The sequence below is a fragment of the Paenibacillus terreus genome (assembly GCF_042138595.1).
Lineage (GTDB): Bacteria > Bacillota > Bacilli > Paenibacillales > Paenibacillaceae > Paenibacillus > Paenibacillus terreus.
The window spans coordinates 128,085-144,747 of the sequence record NZ_JBHIRX010000017.1 but is presented as its reverse complement, the minus strand read 5'-3'; the positions used below and the strand labels follow the sequence as shown (position 1 = coordinate 144,747).

At 55.1% G+C, this 16,663-nt stretch carries 10 protein-coding genes and 1 pseudogene; 7 read left to right on the top strand and 4 right to left on the bottom strand.

The window, feature by feature from the left end; translation table 11 throughout:
* Window positions 1-283: 283 nt before the first annotated feature.
* The gene (locus ACE5KN_RS24605) at window positions 284-3,433 is read right to left on the bottom strand and encodes an SNF2-related protein (RefSeq protein ID WP_375525549.1); all 3,150 of its coding nucleotides are present in this window, start codon (window positions 3,431-3,433) and stop codon (window positions 284-286) included.
* Window positions 3,430-5,358 (bottom strand): SWIM zinc finger family protein, encoded by a 1,929-nt coding sequence (locus ACE5KN_RS24600; RefSeq protein WP_375525548.1) that lies wholly within the window; start codon window positions 5,356-5,358, stop codon window positions 3,430-3,432. Before ACE5KN_RS24600 ends, ACE5KN_RS24605 begins: the two co-directional genes overlap by 4 nt.
* 753 nt (window positions 5,359-6,111) lie before the next feature.
* Here ACE5KN_RS24600 and ACE5KN_RS24595 point away from each other — a divergent pair.
* Window positions 6,112-7,587: a chitinase gene (locus ACE5KN_RS24595; protein WP_375525547.1), complete on the top strand. Its 1,476-nt coding sequence runs from the start codon at window positions 6,112-6,114 to the stop codon at window positions 7,585-7,587.
* A gap of 143 nt (window positions 7,588-7,730) precedes the next feature.
* Here ACE5KN_RS24595 and ACE5KN_RS24590 read toward each other — a convergent pair whose 3' ends face one another.
* Both ACE5KN_RS24590 and ACE5KN_RS24585 read right to left on the bottom strand, forming a co-directional pair.
* Complete coding sequence (locus ACE5KN_RS24590; protein ID WP_375525546.1) at window positions 7,731-8,102, bottom strand: hypothetical protein; 372 nt, start codon at window positions 8,100-8,102, stop codon at window positions 7,731-7,733.
* A gap of 109 nt (window positions 8,103-8,211) precedes the next feature.
* A complete protein-coding gene (locus tag ACE5KN_RS24585; RefSeq protein ID WP_375525545.1) occupies window positions 8,212-8,547 on the bottom strand; it encodes a winged helix-turn-helix transcriptional regulator in 336 nt (111 codons plus the stop codon).
* Between the two features lie 182 nt (window positions 8,548-8,729).
* On the opposite strand from ACE5KN_RS24585, the gene ACE5KN_RS24580 reads away from it, so the two are divergent.
* From ACE5KN_RS24580 to ACE5KN_RS24555, 6 genes and pseudogenes are all read left to right on the top strand, one after another.
* Window positions 8,730-9,839 carry an FAD-dependent monooxygenase gene (locus ACE5KN_RS24580; protein WP_375525544.1) on the top strand — a complete coding sequence of 370 codons (1,110 nt, stop codon included), beginning with the start codon at window positions 8,730-8,732 and terminating at the stop codon, window positions 9,837-9,839.
* A 434-nt stretch (window positions 9,840-10,273) separates the two neighbouring features.
* Window positions 10,274-11,044, top strand: a complete 771-nt coding sequence (locus ACE5KN_RS24575) for a GTP cyclohydrolase II (protein ID WP_375525543.1) — start codon at window positions 10,274-10,276, stop codon at window positions 11,042-11,044.
* Window positions 11,031-12,128, top strand: a complete 1,098-nt coding sequence (gene ribD / locus ACE5KN_RS24570) for a bifunctional diaminohydroxyphosphoribosylaminopyrimidine deaminase/5-amino-6-(5-phosphoribosylamino)uracil reductase RibD (RefSeq protein WP_375525542.1) — start codon at window positions 11,031-11,033, stop codon at window positions 12,126-12,128. Before ACE5KN_RS24575 ends, ribD begins: the two co-directional genes overlap by 14 nt.
* 323 nt (window positions 12,129-12,451) lie before the next feature.
* Window positions 12,452-14,279, top strand: a pseudogene (gene kimA / locus ACE5KN_RS24565) (potassium transporter KimA).
* A gap of 410 nt (window positions 14,280-14,689) precedes the next feature.
* A complete protein-coding gene (locus ACE5KN_RS24560; protein WP_375525567.1) occupies window positions 14,690-15,508 on the top strand; it encodes an endonuclease/exonuclease/phosphatase family protein in 819 nt (272 codons plus the stop codon).
* Between the two features lie 110 nt (window positions 15,509-15,618).
* Window positions 15,619-16,611, top strand: coding sequence for an iron-hydroxamate ABC transporter substrate-binding protein (locus ACE5KN_RS24555; protein WP_375525541.1), 993 nt, complete (start codon window positions 15,619-15,621; stop codon window positions 16,609-16,611).
* Window positions 16,612-16,663: the final 52 nt, after the last annotated feature.

The window sequence follows — 16,663 nt, the reverse complement described above, 5'->3', positions numbered from 1 at the left end:
GATACCATACCTTATAGACATCCGTCTCACTCTGGATACTAGACTCTGAGCGGGGCGAATCCCTTTCTTCCAAGAAATCTAGAAAAAAGCTGTCTGCTGATTCAGCGTCAACTCCAGCAGTGGATCCCTGTTTTACCCAGTTACATCAAGGCCTGTTTACCGATTTCATGCTGCGAAAGTTGAGATAAGAATCATGCTAAAAAATCAGAATCAAGCTAAAAAACAGGTAAGCGGCCTCGGTCCTGAGCTCTACAGGAATGAGGCCGCTTTTGTGGGTGAGGGGTCAATCGGCGGTCCACTGGCGGCGGAGCGTGAAGAGATCCTGCAGCTCCTCGTTCGACAGCTCCGTGATCCAGCCCTCTGTGCTGGTAATGACCTGATCGCTGAGCTGCTGCTTGCTCTCCAGCATTTCATCGATCCGTTCCTCCAGTGTACCCAGTGCGATGAATTTGTGAACCTGCACGTCCTTGGTCTGTCCCATCCGGTAAGCGCGGTCGGTTGCCTGATTCTCGACAGCCGGGTTCCACCAGCGGTCGAAATGGAAGACATGGTTGGCTGCGGTCAGGTTGAGGCCGACGCCGCCCGCTTTGATGGACAGGATAAATACGTTCGGCTGCTCGGCAGCGGGCAGGTCCTGGGACTGAAACTGCGTGATCATGCGGTCGCGGGCGGTTTTGGAGGTTCCGCCGTGCAGATAGAGCACAGGCTCCTGCAGCTCGTGGCCAAGCACGTTCTGCAGCATAACCCCCATTCCGATATATTGTGTGAAGATCAGGCACCGCTCGCCCTCTTCACGCAGCTCCTTCACCATGGCGACGAGGCGCTCCAGCTTGGCGGAGCGGCTGATCAGGCGGGCGGTATCCACGGAGCCGCTCATGGAGCCGATTCCGGAGCTGCCTCGGGGGCTGCTGTCTCCAGTCGGTTCAGGCTCCTGCACCGTTTCCTTGGTGAGCAGCACCGGATGGTCGCAGAGCTGCTTGAGCTGAGTGAGTGCCGACAGAATCGCCCCTTTTCGCTCCATGCCCTCCAGCTCCTTCATCCGTTCCATAAGCTGGCGGACGGTCTGCTCATACAGAGCGCTCTGCTCGGGCGTGAGATGGATATAGGTTTTCATTTCATTTTTGTCGGGCAGAGCAAGTTGTATGGCCGGGTCCTTCTTCTTGCGGCGCAGCATGAACGGCTTGACGAGCCGCTGCAGGTCCTGTGTCCGCTGTTCATCGTGATCCTTCTCAATGGGCTGAATGAAGCGGGTGGTAAAGGCCCGCAGACCGCCGAGATAGCCGGGATTGATGAAGTCGTAAATGGACCACAGCTCCGCCAGCCGGTTCTCGACCGGAGTGCCGGTCAGGGCGATGCGATGGCGGGCAGACAGGCTGCGCACGGCGGAGGACTGCTTGGTCTGGGCGTTCTTGATGTTCTGCGCCTCGTCCAGGCAAATGGATTCCCACGTGAACGATTGCAGCAGCCCCTGATCCAGCGTGGCGGTGGCATAGGTGGTCAGGACGATGTCCGCCCGGCTGATTTGCTGCGCAAAGGCTTCCCCGCCGGTCCGTCTGCTTCCATAATGAAGCATCACACTCAGCGAGGGAGCAAAACGCGCCAGCTCCTTCTGCCAGTTGCCAAGCACGGAGGTCGGGCAGATGAGCAGGGCGGGCAGGGCAGTATCCGGCTCCGCCGTTTCCCGGAGATGCAGCAGATAGGTGATGAACTGGATTGTTTTGCCCAAGCCCATGTCATCGGCCAGGCATGCTCCCAGTCCGAGCCGCCGCAGAAATGCCAGCCAGCCGTAGCCTTCAAGCTGATAGGAACGCAGCTCCGCCTGCAGGCCCGCAGGCACGGACGGCTGCGGCCATTCCGCTCTGCGCTCAAGCTGGGCGAGCAGCTGCTGCAGATGCGCGTCGAGCTCCACTTCCAGCTTGACAGGCTCATCGTCTTCAGCGTCCTGCCCTTTCGCTTTCGGACCGCGCCGACGCGGCTGCTCCTGATTTTGCAGCAGATGAAGATGCAGCACATCCTGGAAGGAGAGTCCCTGCGAGCTGTCCACTCCATCCATGATCCGCCGGATCTGCTCCAGCAGGGCAGGGTCCAGCGTGATCCATTGATCGCGGAAGCGGACCAGACGTTCATTGCGGGCGGCGAGCTCGGCGAACTCCTCTTCGGTCAGGTCCGCATCTCCGACGGCAATGCGCCAGTCAAAGCTGATGATGGCATCCATGCCGAACAGCGATTTGCCCCTGCTGCTGTCGGCGCTCTCTTCGGAGCGCAGCTTGGCCCGCAGCCGCGGCTTCTTCCGGGAGGCGGCCTCCCACCAGGCTGGCAGCAGCACCTGCCACCCAGCCTCCAGTAGGCGGCGGCTGTCGGACGTGAGGAAGCGCCAGGCGGCCTCGTCCGACAGCGGGCTGCCCAGCACGCCGCCACTGCCGCCGGACAGCTGGTCCGCGGTCAGGTTGGCGCGCAGGCCGGCGAGCCAGGCCGGGGAGCGGTCCCGCACATGAGCCGCCCAGTGGTCCGGCCAGTCTCCGGCCGCCTGCCCGTCATCGCGCAGCCGAATGGGCACCAGATGGGCCGGATCGAGCTTGTCCTGCAGCACAAGCCGCAGCCGCCACTGCCATTCTTCGTCGTCCGGCTCCAGCAGCTGCAGCAGCGGGCGGAACGGCGCGCTGTCCGCCTTCCAGCCGATGGACACGAGCCAGCTCGGCTCATCCCAGGCGGAAGCGGCTGCCCTGCCCGCGAAGAGCTGCGGATACTCCCGCCGCAGGTCGGCCGCTTCCGCTTCCGTGCCGTACCAGCGCTGGAAGACCGCCGCCGAGAAGGCCGCCGCGAGCCCTTCATCCGCAGCGCTCTCCTTGAGCTTGGCCCGCAGCCCGGAATCCATAGCTGAAGCGTCTCTCACAGCGGAAGCGTCCTCTGCCGCTAAAGCGTCCCCCACAATCGCAGTGTCGTCCATAGCTGGGGCGTTCCCCGCCACCGCAGCGTCTCCTGCCACCGCAGCATCCCCCGCAGCCGTAGTGTCTCCCACAGTCATAGTGTCGTCCATAGCCGCAGCGTCCCAAATCCACTCCAGCCGCCCTGCTCGGAAGGCGGAGAAGCTCGGGATATATTTCCGCTTCTCGATACAGGCGGCGAGCGCCGGGGCAAGCCGGACAATCCCCGATGCGTCCTGGCCCCATTCCCATTCGATATGCTCCAGCAGCTCGCGCCGCGCGAAGAAGGGAATCACCTGCTCGGCAGGCAGAATGATGATCTCGGCGTCCTGTACCTGCCTGACTTCCAGCTCCGTGCCGTAACAGGATGGCTCATGCCATGCGAATAACCGGTGCTTCAGCTTCAGCCCGGGCACATAGCCGCCCGTCTCCGTAGTGCCGTAGATGAGCGCGTCGCCATGGGCGCTGAGCGTCAGATGAACGGTATAAGCGAACGTAAATGTACTCATGACAGCAGCTTTCCTTTCCGAAGCTCTTCCCGCAGCGCGCGCAACCGTCGATGACGGCTCGTGAAGGAGGCAAGGAATGACTCCCAGCGGTCTTCAAGCTTCATTTTCTTATACAGCTTGGCCAGCCTTTTCAGGAGTTTGACCGCAGCTTTGTAATCCTTCCTGGTCATGAACAGCACATGTCTTTCCACTGCCTGATGGTAAAAGGGCAGCAGCAGCTCGGGCGCATGCCGTTCAAGCACCTGCAGCTCTGCAGCCCGGTAATCGAGCGGCTCCGCGCCGGTGCTCAGCTGATAGTCCATCCATTGCCGGTACTTCCCGCGCTCCAGCAGGGCCTGCGCATAAATGGTCCCGGATATCGGCAGCATGCCGGTCAGCGTGTCCCACATCAGCGCCTCCAGCTCGGGCAGATGCTCCAGCGCTGTCCGCCAGTAGGCGAGATACTCGTCCAGGCTTCCCGTTCCCAATAGGGGACCGATGGCTGTGAGGCCATCAACAAGCCGCGCCCATTCTTCCTTCCCGTGCAGCGCACTCATAAGCAGCAGAAGCTGGGCGGAAGGGAGCTGCAGCGCGGTGCTGCCGTCCGCTGCCTGCAAAAGCCGCCATGCCTCCTCATCCCGGCCGAGGAATACATACATCCAGCAGCGGGCCAGCAGCCTTGGCACCCGGGCGGGAGTGCTGCCCTGCTGTGTTACTCCACCCTCCTCCAGCAGCCTGAGCTCCTCCAGGAACATCTCTGGTTTGCCCGCATGGGGGGCGAGCCACTGAAGCCAGAAGCGGTAATAGATATCCGGGAAGTAGTGGAGCCGCCCGCCGCTTTCATTCAGCATCCGCTCTCGCAGATAGTCCAGCGTGTCCGTCACCATGTTCCAATGCTCCGGGTGACCTTCAATAGCCAGTTCTTCCGACAGGCTGATGCGGATCGCGGCCTGTATTTCGTCAGCGGCAATTTGGGTGTGGTATCCCAAATAAAAGTGGGCGGGACGAGCCGCACCCGGTGCGTGCCCGATCAGCCTGTGCAGGACGAACAGGTGCGCATGCAGCCCGTACAGCTGCTCCAGCACGGGAGCGAGCGGCGGCTTGACGGCATAGATCGCTTCCAGCGCCTGGCTGGCATATTGGACGGGCTGTGCGCCGCTTCCTAAAGTGGCGGTGCATTGCGCGAACAGGCTATGCCACTGGGCGGCACTCATGTCCTCAATAGCCAGCCCTTTAGCCTGTGCGTGGGCCGCTTGTGAAACCGGGGTGTTTGGCTCCGTTGCATGTTCTCCGTCTGCATGCGGCATCAAACTGGCCGGCTCGGCTGCAAGATCCCGGCTCGCATGCTGCATGGTACTGGCTGGTCCATTGGCATGCTCGTGGTCTGCTTGCGGAGTGGCGATGGCCGAGCCTTTGACATGCTCACGGTCCGCATGCTGCATCGAGCTGGTTGGCCCTGATGCAAGCTCGCGGCCCACATGCGTCATTGAGCTGGCCGGTACATTGACATGCCCGCGGTCCGCTTGCGGTATCGCGGTGGAACGGCCCCCCGGTCCTGTTCCTGAAGCATGGCCCGCCTCCGGGTGCGGCGGGGCCAACGCCGTCCTGCTGGCGAGGCCAGCCGAATGGGCGTTCACGATGCTGTAGACCGGCCGCTCCTCCAGTGCCGCGTACTGCAGCAGGACTGCGATCATATGCCTGCAGCCGCCGTTCTCCCCGCAGGAGCACTCGCTGTCCTCAAGGGAGTCAAGGCTGAGGCTGACACTGACCCGGGCAGAAGCCCCATTTTCCTGAACGACTGCTTCAACAGGCCCATGATCAGGTACCGAGAGTTCCTGAACCCGCCCCTGCTTGTAATATTGAAATCCGCGCTTGATCGTCAGATCGCTGAAATGCTCCGCAACCTGCCTCACAAGCCCGGTCCACTGAATATCTTCATTCATCATAGCGTCGTTATCCCTCATACTATCACCCGTCTCGTTCACAGACTGCTAGATATAAACTCATTCCATTATACCAGTTCAAGACCAGTACAAGATTGTCCCCTCTCATCCTATAAATTTCTCCCTGTCAGAGAAATGGGCGTGATGATATATTTATGGAAAATATAACCTTTCTCTTCCCGATCGCGTTGCAACAAATCTGACAAGGTACATTTTCTAACCCCAACACTATTCTAACGGTCGTCACAACCGTAATTGGTTCCAAAAACGTTGATTTCAAATTATAACGGTCACCATGGAGCTTATTTTACTTGATCCGGATATTTTCGCCTAAATCAAGGGAAATAACGGCGCTCACAACCGTAAGGATTTAGAAATGGTCATTATTCGTAAAATAGCGGCTGGTACAACCGTTAGATTTCTGACGGGCGCAAAATCGGCTCGAAAGCCTAAGTTTTGCGGACATCCGAAAAGGATCAGGACCACAAGTTGTTTTTAGCAAAAATGAATGCAACACTACTGTTTTCCTCCCGTACTTCTGCAGTATTCCTTCCTTGCAACGTTTTTTCAGGCAGCTGCAACTCTTTTGTTAAAGTTACATGCCCAACCCGACTTCCTATGAACTGTTTCTATTAAAAGTACACATAAAAGTACACATGTTCAGGCACTGACTCTTAATTTCCCGCGATGAAGGAGGTGATGCTGAAGAGAGTGGGCAGAAATCATACATTCCACGATAAGAAGGAGGAATTTTCTATGATTAGAGAATTGCTGACCGTACGTCGTCAACATGGCAAGCTGCTGTCTATTTTGCTGGTCATGGTCCTCATGACCACTCTGCTGCCGGCCGCGGCTTTTGCTGCGGACAAGGGAGCGTGGGCGCCCAATGTGAGTTATACGGTGAATGATACGGTCACCTATGGGGGAGCGACCTATCAATGCCGCCAGTCGCACACGTCCCTGACCGGCTGGGAGCCGCCCAATGTGCCTGCACTGTGGCTGCTGGTTGAAGATGGAGGAGGCGGGGGAACGGATGATACGACGGCTCCCTCCGTACCGGCCAACCTGAAGGTAACCGGGACCACGTCTTCCAGTGTGACCTTGTCCTGGAGCGCGTCCACGGATAATGTCGGGGTGACCGGGTATGTTGTCTATCAGGGCGCCAACTCGGTGCTTACTGTATCCGGCACGACGGCTACCGTGACTGGACTCGCCGCCAGCACGTCATATGTGTTCAGTGTAGCTGCCAAGGATGCCGCTGGAAATACGTCTGCCAAGAGCGCCCAGGTGACGGCAACGACAGCTCCTTCCGGCGGGAATGAGGGAGGCGGCAAGCTGCCGAAGCATACTCTGACCGGGTACTGGCAGAACTTCGTGAACGGGGCCGCAAACTTGAGATTGCGCGATGTGCCTGACGAATACGATATCATCGTGCTGGCCTTTGCCGAGATGGATACCTCCAGACCGGGGGCGGTTAAATTTAACGTGGACTCTTCGCTCTCTTCGGCATTGGGTGGATACAGCAACGCCGATCTGATCAGCGACATTAAGGCCAAGCAGGCCAAAGGCAAAAAGGTCATCATTTCGATCGGCGGGGAGAAAGGCAACATCGATCTCAGCACGGCATCCCCGAACGTATCCAATTTTGTGGAAAGCATGTCCAGTGTAATCGCGCAATTCGGGCTGGACGGCCTGGATGTCGATCTGGAGCACGGCATGAATGTACCGAATTTAACGAACGCGATCCGCCAAATCCAGCAGCGGGTGGGCTCGGGCTTCGTGCTGACGATGGCTCCGCAAACGATTGATATGCAGAGTGAAAATACGACCTACATGCAGCTCTACAAAAATCTGAAGGACATCACCACCGTCATCAATGTTCAATACTACAATTCAGGCTGTATGCTTGGACGTGACGGCAAGTGTTATTCCCAGGGCAATGTGGACTTCCTGACCGCCCTTTCCGACCTGACGCTGCAGTGGGTGTCCCCTTCGCAATTGGGCTTGGGCGTTCCGGCTACTTCGAGTGCGGCAGGCGGGGGTTATGTGGATGCTTCTGTCGTGAATAATGCCCTGGGCTGTCTTGCAACAGGCACCGGCTGCGGCAGCTATAAACCGGTGGCCCGCTACCCGGATTTGCGCGGGGCCATGACCTGGTCCGTGAACTGGGATGGAACCGGCGGTTACCGGCTGGCCAAGACGGTGAAGCCGTATCTGGAGCGTATGCCTTAAGCGTGCTCATGGAGAGCAGCATAAGAGAACGTCTACGTCTGTGACAACGTACATTCGCAGAAGCCTGACCGCGTTTGTACAAAAAAAAGCCAAAAAGATACCCTTGCGGGTGCCTTTTTGGCTTTTTTATTTTGCAGCAGCGATCAGCCTTTGGACTTTACCTTGTCTGCCGGGCGGAAACGCAGAGCGGACCACTTGTCATCTATGGCTACATTGGAAACGGCTCGAAACGGTGTCGCCCCCTGAACACAGGCATTCAGCACGTCCCGGTTCAGATCGGTTTCCAGCTTGGCGGGCTTTTTTGGGTATGCGATCCAGAAAACGGCGTCTTCCGTCAGTACAGGCATCACCTTGGGCAGCCATTCCTTGACTTCATTGGTGTTCCGCGCAAACAGCAGCACAAAGCCGCCGGGATTGGGCAGCGTCTCTTGAAGCCCGAAAGCATACCCTTCCGGAGCGTTCAGCACGGCTGACTGTTCCTGCTGCTTGTAGTGCATTTTCTTCAAAACTTCCATCTCCGACTCACCTTTCCGGCTGCTAAATCATGCTGTAACAAGCTTGTCCATTTCAATAACAAAGCAAACGGCCATCCTCCGAATACCGGAGGCCGGCCGGCCGTCCAAATTATTGCTCTTCCAGCGCAGGCAGCACTTCGATCCATCGGGTAGCCCAGCTTTGGATATTTTCCAGCAAAGGGGCCAGCTCCCGGCCTTTTTGTGTCAACGAATATTCAATGCGGACCGGCTTCTCGGGATACACGGTACGTTCAATAATCCCTTCCTCCTCCAGCTCCTTCAGACGCTCCGACAGAACCTTGCCGCTCAGATTGGGCAGGGAATTCTCGATGGCGACAAAACGCTGCGGTCCGGCCATGAGCTGATAGACAATTAACGTGGTCCAGCGCTTGCTCAGCAGTTCGACGGCTTTTTCGAACCGGGGGCATAATTGTGACGTTTCCATTCTCCAATCACCTCTTTGGGCTTTATTATACTAGGGCTTATTAAAATATACAATGTTACTTATCTTATTTATATTAACTTGACGAAATGAAGTTTTATAAATATACTCTGTTACATAAAGTAATTGAATGAAACGAAGTTACTTATCTGGGCCATAAATGACATGATGGGGCGAATGAATGTATGAAAATGGAATGTGATGTTTGTGTCGTGGGAGCCGGCCCCGGTGGTGCTTTGCTGGCCTGCCTGCTGGCACGAAAGGGTGTGTCTGTCATTCTGGTTGAGCAGCAGACACAGATCGGCAGAGCGTTCCGGGGTGAAATTTTGAACAATGAAGGCGATCAGATTTTACAAAAATATAATATGCTTGACCTACTGGATCCGGAGGCTTACCTTCCTTTAACCCGCATCGAATACTGGGACCGGAAGCAGCTCGTAAAGAGCTTGCTGCCTGACAGCCCGGAGGGACACTTCGGCATTCATGTCCCGCAGAACGATCTGCTGCAGGCCACGCTTCAGGAAGCGGAGCGATATGAGCATTTCACCTTGCTCACTGGAGTAACCGTTACCGGCCTGCTTCAGGATCGGGAGCAGCGCTATACAGGGCTGACGGGCAGAGATGCGGCAGGTGGCGCCGTTACGATACACAGCACCGTTACGGTAGGAGCTGACGGCCGCTATTCGACCGTTCGCAAACGGGCAGGCATTCCCGTGCATAGAATAAAACACGGGTACGATCTGCTGTGGGCTGTAATCCCGGCCCCTTCGGGGTGGGAGCCTGTCATCCGGTTCGCGATGGTGGAGCAGCAGCAGCTTTCGCTTTTCACGCAGACACGGGGCATGATTCAGATTGGCTGGAATATTGCGGAGGGGTCATTCGGGAGTCTGAGGCAAGGCCCGTTTGAGCCGTTTGTCCGTCTGCTGACGGAGGCATTTCCGGACCTCGGCGCAGCGGTGAAGGAGAAGATCCGGTCCTGGTCGGACTTCGTTCTGTTGGATATTTTCAGCAGCACTTGTCCACTCTGGGCGAGAGACGGTCTGGTGCTGATGGGGGATGCCGCGCATACGATGACGCCGACAGGGGCCTTTGGTGTCAATGCCGCGCTGCGGGATGCGGATGTGCTGCATCTTGAATTAATCCGTGCTCTGGAGGAAAAAGATGTAACAGCGGAGCGCTTGGGACGCTTCGAGCATCTGCGCCGGGAGGAAGTGGACATGCTGCAGCAGCGACAGCTTGCGATGGAGTCTTCTTTCAAGCTGAATTTCACCGGTCAGTCCGTGATGCTGGGATGAAACATTAGTTATTTATGCTTCCCATGGTGCTTGCCTGGGGAACAGGTGCGACTAGCGTATATGAGTGCGAAAATTGTAACGGTTGTGAGCGACGCTATTTGGGTGAAATCGGGGGATTAAAAGATGTAACGGTTGCCAGCGAGCTTATATTCCGTTTATCCGCTGGTAAAGGGGATGTTTCACCTAAATAGGCTCACCTGCAACCGTTAGGAAAGAAACCTTGTTTTTCCCGGCCGAATAGGCGCAATGGCACCCGTTAGCAAAGAAAGCACTGGGAAGATTGATCATTCGAGGCATATCCATGGGCCAAACACCAAATGGAAAAATTATATTTTTCTTTTAAAATAACGAACGTATGTGCTATTATTTTTATGGCTATATATATTTAACCCCGCCGGGCGGGGCAATCTTAGAGAAGCTAAGGATGGTGCAACATGATTCCTAACAACGCAGTTTCCATTTTGAAAGATAAAATAGCAACCGTGCAATCCGATACATCGACCAATATTCTAGTCGGACCCATCAGGCTTCCTGTGAACCTTGACGGGGAAACCGTGGTGTTCCAGTGGTACTGCTGGCTGCCGGTACAAAACGAGGAGGACATGGCCGCCTGCCAGACGGCTTCTCCCGAAACCTTGATCAAGCGGCTTTCTTCCCTTAATTTGGCGGAAGGGCAGCAGTCCAGCGTGCTGGTATATGGTGACTTTGAACACGCTGAGGATGCGTTGATCCGTATGCACAGCATTTGCCATACGGGTGATATCTTTGGCAGCAAACGCTGTGATTGCGGATTCCAGCTTCATCAGTCCATGAGGATGATTGTGGAGAACGGGGCAGGAGCTCTCTTTTATCTGGCGAATCATGAAGGCAGAGGCATCGGGCTGTTCAGTAAAGCGATGGCTTATATTTTGCAGGAGAATGGCATGGATACGGTAGAAGCGAATCTGGAGCTCGGCTTTGCCGATGACTCCCGCAGCTACACGGATGCCATCAGCATCCTCAAGCACCTGAGACAGCAGCCGGTTACGCTTATTACGAACAATCCGAAGAAGCTCGAAGCCTTGAAGGCTTCCGGCATGAATGTGGGCAAGCGTGTTCCGCTGTGGGGCGATGTCTCTGAATTTAACGTCAAATATCTGCAGACCAAGGTGAAGCGTTCCGGCCACTTCGGTCAAGATGAGGAGATTTTGAATGAATATGCATGAAACGTACATGAGACTGGCTCTGGATAATGCGAAAGCGACCCGGGGCCAAACCCGGCCCAACCCGATGGTTGGCTCGGTCATCGTCAAGGATGGCAGAATCGTGGGCATCGGGGCCCATCTGAAGCCAGGCGAGCCTCATGCGGAAATACACGCGCTGCGCATGGCTGGCGAGCATGCGGAGGGGGCAACCATCTATGTTACGCTTGAGCCCTGCTCGCATCATGGGCGGACTGGCCCGTGCGCCGAAGCCATCGTTCGTGCAGGCATCCGCCGCGTCGTCATTGCCGCGATGGACCCGAATCCGCTCGTGGCGGGCCGGGGCGTGCAAATCCTGAAGGACGCGGGCATTGAAGTCATTCAGGGTGTATTAGAGGAAGAGGCTGTCCGGCTGAACGAAGTGTTCAATGCTTATATTGTGAGCAAGCGGCCGTTTGTCACTATTAAATCGGCAGTTACGCTTGACGGCAAAATTGCGACCCGCACAGCCAGCAGCAGATGGATCACCTCCGGGGAGGCCAGGGAGGACGTTCACAGGCTGCGTCACGAGCAGGCCGCCATTCTGGTGGGCGTGCAGACCATCCTGCACGACGACTCCCAGCTCACCACCCGTCTGCCTGACGGCAAAAATCCGCTGCGTGTCGTTTTGGACAGCAGCCTGCGCATTCCATTGGATGCCCGTGTCGTGACGGACGGCGAGGCGGAAACCTGGATTTTTACCGGCAGTGCGCCGGATGAGGCCAAGCAGCGCCAGCTTGAACAAGCCGGGGTCAAGGTCATCCCGACGGAAGGCGAGCGGGTGAATCTGGAGCAGGTGCTGGACATTCTGGGCAAGCATGAAATTTCCTCGCTGCTGGTGGAAGGCGGGGGACAAGTGAACGCCTCATTCGTGCAGCAGGGGCTTGCGGACAAGCTTGTACTATATGTGGCTCCCAAGCTGGTTGGGGGCAAGGATGCGCCTACCTTCCTCGAAGGCCTGGGCGCGGCGGTTATGGACGAAGCGGTCTCCTTGACCCGCATGAGCGTGCAGCAGGTTGGCGTTGATCTGAGAATTGAGGCTTATTTTCCGAAAACCAATAGAAGCTGAGGCTGGTTCTGTGGGGCGTCCTGATGGGCGCCCTTGTTTATTTTTCTGAGATGCTTCAATGTGTAAAGCGGACGAGATTTCAAAAGCCAGCAAGAGCTTAATGTTAAAAAAGGCTACTTTGCTCGCTTACATGAATCTATTCAGGCAAAACTGACAGAAATATGAAAGTGCGGCATTTTACATCAACCGTTCTAAAGGGATATTCTATTCAAGGCCCGATCAGTCTTGCTAAATAATTTAGACTGTGGCAGGGTAAGCTGTTTAAACACCCGGGCTTTGAATGAATGTTGAATGACTTCCCAAGAAAGATACGGTGAGGACAAATGTTATCCTATTTGAAACGATTTTTAATCGGGAGACCTCTCAAATCACATGAAGCCGGTGAGCAGAAGTTAAACAAGACCAAAGCGCTCGCGATCCTCTCGTCGGATGCCCTTTCGTCGGTGGCTTATGGTCCTGAACAAATCTTGTTGGTGCTGGTCACCATCGGCACGGCCGCCTTCTGGTATTCGATCCCCATCGCCATTGGCGTGTTGATTCTGCTTACTGCGCTGATCCTGTCCTACCGGCAAATCATTTTTGCTTATCCTCACGGCGGCGGAGCCTATGTTGTATCCAAAGAAAATTTGGGCAAATATCCTGGCCTGATTGCAGGAGGCTCGCTGCTGGTAGATTATATTTTGACGGTGGCAGTGAGCGTATCTGCCGGTACGGATGCCATCACGTCCGCTTTTCCCGGCCTGCATTCCTATAATGTGCTGATTGCGGTCATTTTTGTGCTGATTATTACGCTGCTGAATTTGAGGGGAGTTACGGAATCGGCTTCTATCCTGGCATATCCTGTGTATTTGTTTGTGCTGGCTCTTTTTATACTGATTGGTGCGGGCCTGTACCGGATTGCAACAGGTCAGGTTTCTCCTGAATTGCACACCTCCATCGGTACTCCGGTGGCGGGAGTGAGCCTGTTCATTCTGCTGCGCGCCTTTTCCTCGGGAAGCTCGGCTCTTACCGGGGTTGAGGCCATCTCCAATGCGATTCCGAACTTCAAGGATCCGGCTCCGAGCAATGCGTCCCGAACGCTCATGGCCATGGGGCTTCTGCTTGCCCTGCTTTTTTCAGGAATTGTGTTTTTGGCCTATTATTACGGAGTAAGTCCCATGGAAAAGGTAACGGTCTTATCGCAAATCGCCGAGCAGAGCTTCGGACGAAATTTCATGTACTTTTTTATCCAGGGAACGACGGCGCTTATTCTGATCCTGGCTGCCAATACGGGGTATTCGGCCTTCCCGCTGCTGGCGGTCAATCTGGCAAAAGATAAATTTATCCCTCGCATGTTCACGGTAAGGGGGGACCGTCTGGGCTACTCCAACGGCATTATTATCCTGGGTCTGCTGTCCATCGTGTTAATCATGGCCTTTGAAGGGCAAACCGAGCATCTGATTCCCCTGTATGCGGTGGGTGTATTTATACCGTTCACTCTGTCACAGACCGGGATGATGTTGAAATGGCTGCGCGAGCGACCGCAGGGGTGGGGGCTCAAATTCATCATTAACACTACGGGAGCCTTGATCAGCTTTTATTGTAGTGATCATGTTCTTTTTAACGAAATTCGGCCAGGTGTGGCCTGTGCTGGTGTTCCTGCCGCTCATCATTTTGTTGTTTTACCGGATTCGGAAGCATTACGATGATGTGGCCGATCAGCTCAGAATCTCGACATGCAAGCCTGCTGTTCCGATCGAAGGCAATGTTGTGATTCTGCCGGTCGCAGGCATTACCCATGTCGTCGAAAATTCGTTGAATTATGCCAAATCACTGTCACCGCATCAGATTATTGCCGTGTATGTTCCATTCGAGCGGGGGGATGAAGCCGCCTTCGAGAAGAAGTGGGCAGCCTGGCAGCCTGATGTACGCCTGGTGACGTTGTATTCTCCTTATCGGAGCATCATTCATCCATTGACTAAATTTATAGATACCGTCCAGCGCAAGGCAAGTGAATCGAACTATCAGGTTACGGTTGTAATTCCACAGTTCATCCCCAAGAAGGGCTGGCACAACATTTTGCATAACCAATCCAGCTTGCTGATTCGGGCCCACTTGCTCTACCGCAGAGATGTCATTGTCACAACCGTGCCTTACCATTTGCAAAAGTGAATTTGACGGATGGCCATGTAGATTACAACCCTGTCTGTAGTTAACGGGCAGGGTTCTTTGTTTTCATCTTCATTTATCTTTCAGGTTGGTGGGTATCTTTTTCTGATGAAGATAATTTTCGTGACAGCACTATAAGAGGAGCAGCGGGTTTTCCGGAATGGCCGGAGGAGTCTGTATTTCAAGTCAACCAAGGAGCTGTTTTGAAGGCAAGAGGAAGTCTTACAGAGGAGCAGCTAAAGGCTATAGAGGAAAGTATGAGGGAATCCAGGGAAGGCTGGGATTAAAATAACTGACGGCGGCTTCAATGGCTGGCGTCCTTTTTATGTTAAGATGGTGGATGGTTAAGTTTGCATGTAATTGAAGAGACCGGGGCGCACAAACGCACACATTATGAAATGCAGGTGATTGCAATGAAACTGTTAACTTTGAACACCCATGGCTGGCATGAGGAGCATCAACTGGACAAGATCGGGCAGCTCGCCCGCTTCATTCATGAGCATCGATTTGATGTCATTGCGCTGCAGGAAGTGAATCAAAGCATGCAGGAAGCCCCCGTCACGGCGGAGGGCCTGGTTCATTTTACGGCGGCTGAGCATGACGCGGTTATTAAGCGGGACAACTATGCCTATCTTCTGCAGCAGCAGCTTGACGAGACTTATTATTGGACATGGGCGCCGACCCACATGAGCGCCAGGAAATACGATGAAGGGGTGGCGCTGCTGTCGAGGACGCCTATCCTGAAAACCGTGAGCGGTCATGTGTCCGCAGGCCGTGACTACGCCAGCTTCCGCACACGGAAGATTGCCGGCATCTTGACGGAAACGGGAGGAGAGAAGACCTGGTTCGTCAGCGGGCATTTCGGCTGGTGGCATGACGGCGAGGAGCCTTTCCGGCAGCAGTGGGACAGGGCAGAGGCTATCCTGCAGAGCTGCAGGTCCAACCCTGTATTTATGATGGGGGATCTGAATAACGCGGACAGTGTCCGTGGCGAGGGGTACGACTATGTCATGCAGCATGGTTGGTGTGACCTGTACGAAAAGGCAGAGCGGCGTGATGAGGGCTACACCGTGTTCAAGGCGATTGCCGGCTGGGAGAACAATACGGAGAGTCTGCGGATCGATTATATTCTCTCCAGCGTGCCGGTGCGGGCGAAGTCTTCCACAGTTGTGCTGAACGGAAAGACAGGCCCTGTCGTATCGGATCATTTTGGCGTGGCTGTGGAACTGTAGGAGTCGCGGCAGTTTTTGTTTGCTCAATTTGCTGGACAGTTATGGACATCCCTGTTATCATTTTATTGATAATTATTCTCAATTAGAATGACAGGACAGGAGAGAGTGTTATGTACATAAATCATTTTCGCAAATGGGCATTTGTCGCTTTTACATTACTTATGATTGGGGTTCTGTCAGCTTGCGGGAACGCTTCGACTCCTTCAGCGGCCAATTCGGGGGAGTCGGCTGGTAATACGAATAGCACCGAGGCTTCGCAGTCAGAGACTATCAAATACCAGGCTTCGAATGGTGTGGTCGAGATTCCGCGCCATCCCAAGCGTGTTGTGGAAGTGGCGGACAGCTATGTCGGGGACTTGCTGGTGCTCGGCATCAAGCCTGTAGGAGTGAATCAGCAGGCCCTGGAAAATCCTTATTTTGAAGGGAAGCTGGATGGTGTAGCGAATTTGGGGGATGGCCAGTCTTTTGAGCAGATATTGGAGCTTAAGCCTGATCTGATTATTGCTCCCGGCTGGGCAGATGCCAGCGTCCTTGAGAGCTATTCCAAGATTGCCCCTACGGTGGGCATCAAGTTCGGTGAGCTTCCATTAAGGGAGCAGCTGCGTGAGTTCGGCAAAATGACAGGCAAGGAGGCTGAAGCGGAGGCATGGATAACAGCCTGGGATCAGAAAATCGCCGAGGCGAAGCCGCAGGTTCAGGCTGCAATCGGAGACAAGACCGTCTCCATTCTGCAGCCGTATGCCAAAGGCATCTATGCTTTTGGCCATAATTATGGGCGGGGCGGAGATATTATCTACGGCGAGCTGGAGTTGAAGGCACCGTCGATTGTTCAGAAGGAAGCGATTGACAGCGGTCAAGGGTGGGCGAACCTGTCTTTGGAGAAGCTTCCGGAATATGCGGGAGACTACATTTTCACGAACCCTTGGAGCGGTGATGACACCGATCCTTCAGCCGTATACGAGAGCAGCTTGTGGAAGAACCTGCCTGCCGTTAAGAACAACCGGGTCTTCAGGATGAACCCCAAGGGAGATCTGTTTAACGATCCGGTATCGCTGGAAGCACAGCTGGAGATCATCCTGGATGATTTGCTGGAGCGAAAATAAACTGTTATTTATGGAGGGACGCCTCACGGCCATTTACGGGTTGTGAGGCGTC

What these genes read in the sequence shown, in the direction of transcription:
- ACE5KN_RS24575 (WP_375525543.1), top strand. Translation starts at nt 10,274, where the DNA reads ATGATTCCTAACAACGCAGTTTCCATTTTGAAAGATAAAATAGCAACC.
- ACE5KN_RS24590 (WP_375525546.1), bottom strand. Translation starts at nt 8,102, where the DNA reads ATGGAAGTTTTGAAGAAAATGCACTACAAGCAGCAGGAACAGTCAGCC.
- ACE5KN_RS24595 (WP_375525547.1), top strand. Translation starts at nt 6,112, where the DNA reads ATGATTAGAGAATTGCTGACCGTACGTCGTCAACATGGCAAGCTGCTG.
- ACE5KN_RS24555 (WP_375525541.1), top strand. Translation starts at nt 15,619, where the DNA reads ATGTACATAAATCATTTTCGCAAATGGGCATTTGTCGCTTTTACATTA.
- ACE5KN_RS24560 (WP_375525567.1), top strand. Translation starts at nt 14,690, where the DNA reads ATGAAACTGTTAACTTTGAACACCCATGGCTGGCATGAGGAGCATCAA.
- ACE5KN_RS24585 (WP_375525545.1), bottom strand. Translation starts at nt 8,547, where the DNA reads ATGGAAACGTCACAATTATGCCCCCGGTTCGAAAAAGCCGTCGAACTG.
- ACE5KN_RS24605 (WP_375525549.1), bottom strand. Translation starts at nt 3,433, where the DNA reads ATGAGTACATTTACGTTCGCTTATACCGTTCATCTGACGCTCAGCGCC.
- ribD (WP_375525542.1), top strand. Translation starts at nt 11,031, where the DNA reads ATGAATATGCATGAAACGTACATGAGACTGGCTCTGGATAATGCGAAA.
- ACE5KN_RS24600 (WP_375525548.1), bottom strand. Translation starts at nt 5,358, where the DNA reads ATGATGAATGAAGATATTCAGTGGACCGGGCTTGTGAGGCAGGTTGCG.
- ACE5KN_RS24580 (WP_375525544.1), top strand. Translation starts at nt 8,730, where the DNA reads ATGAAAATGGAATGTGATGTTTGTGTCGTGGGAGCCGGCCCCGGTGGT.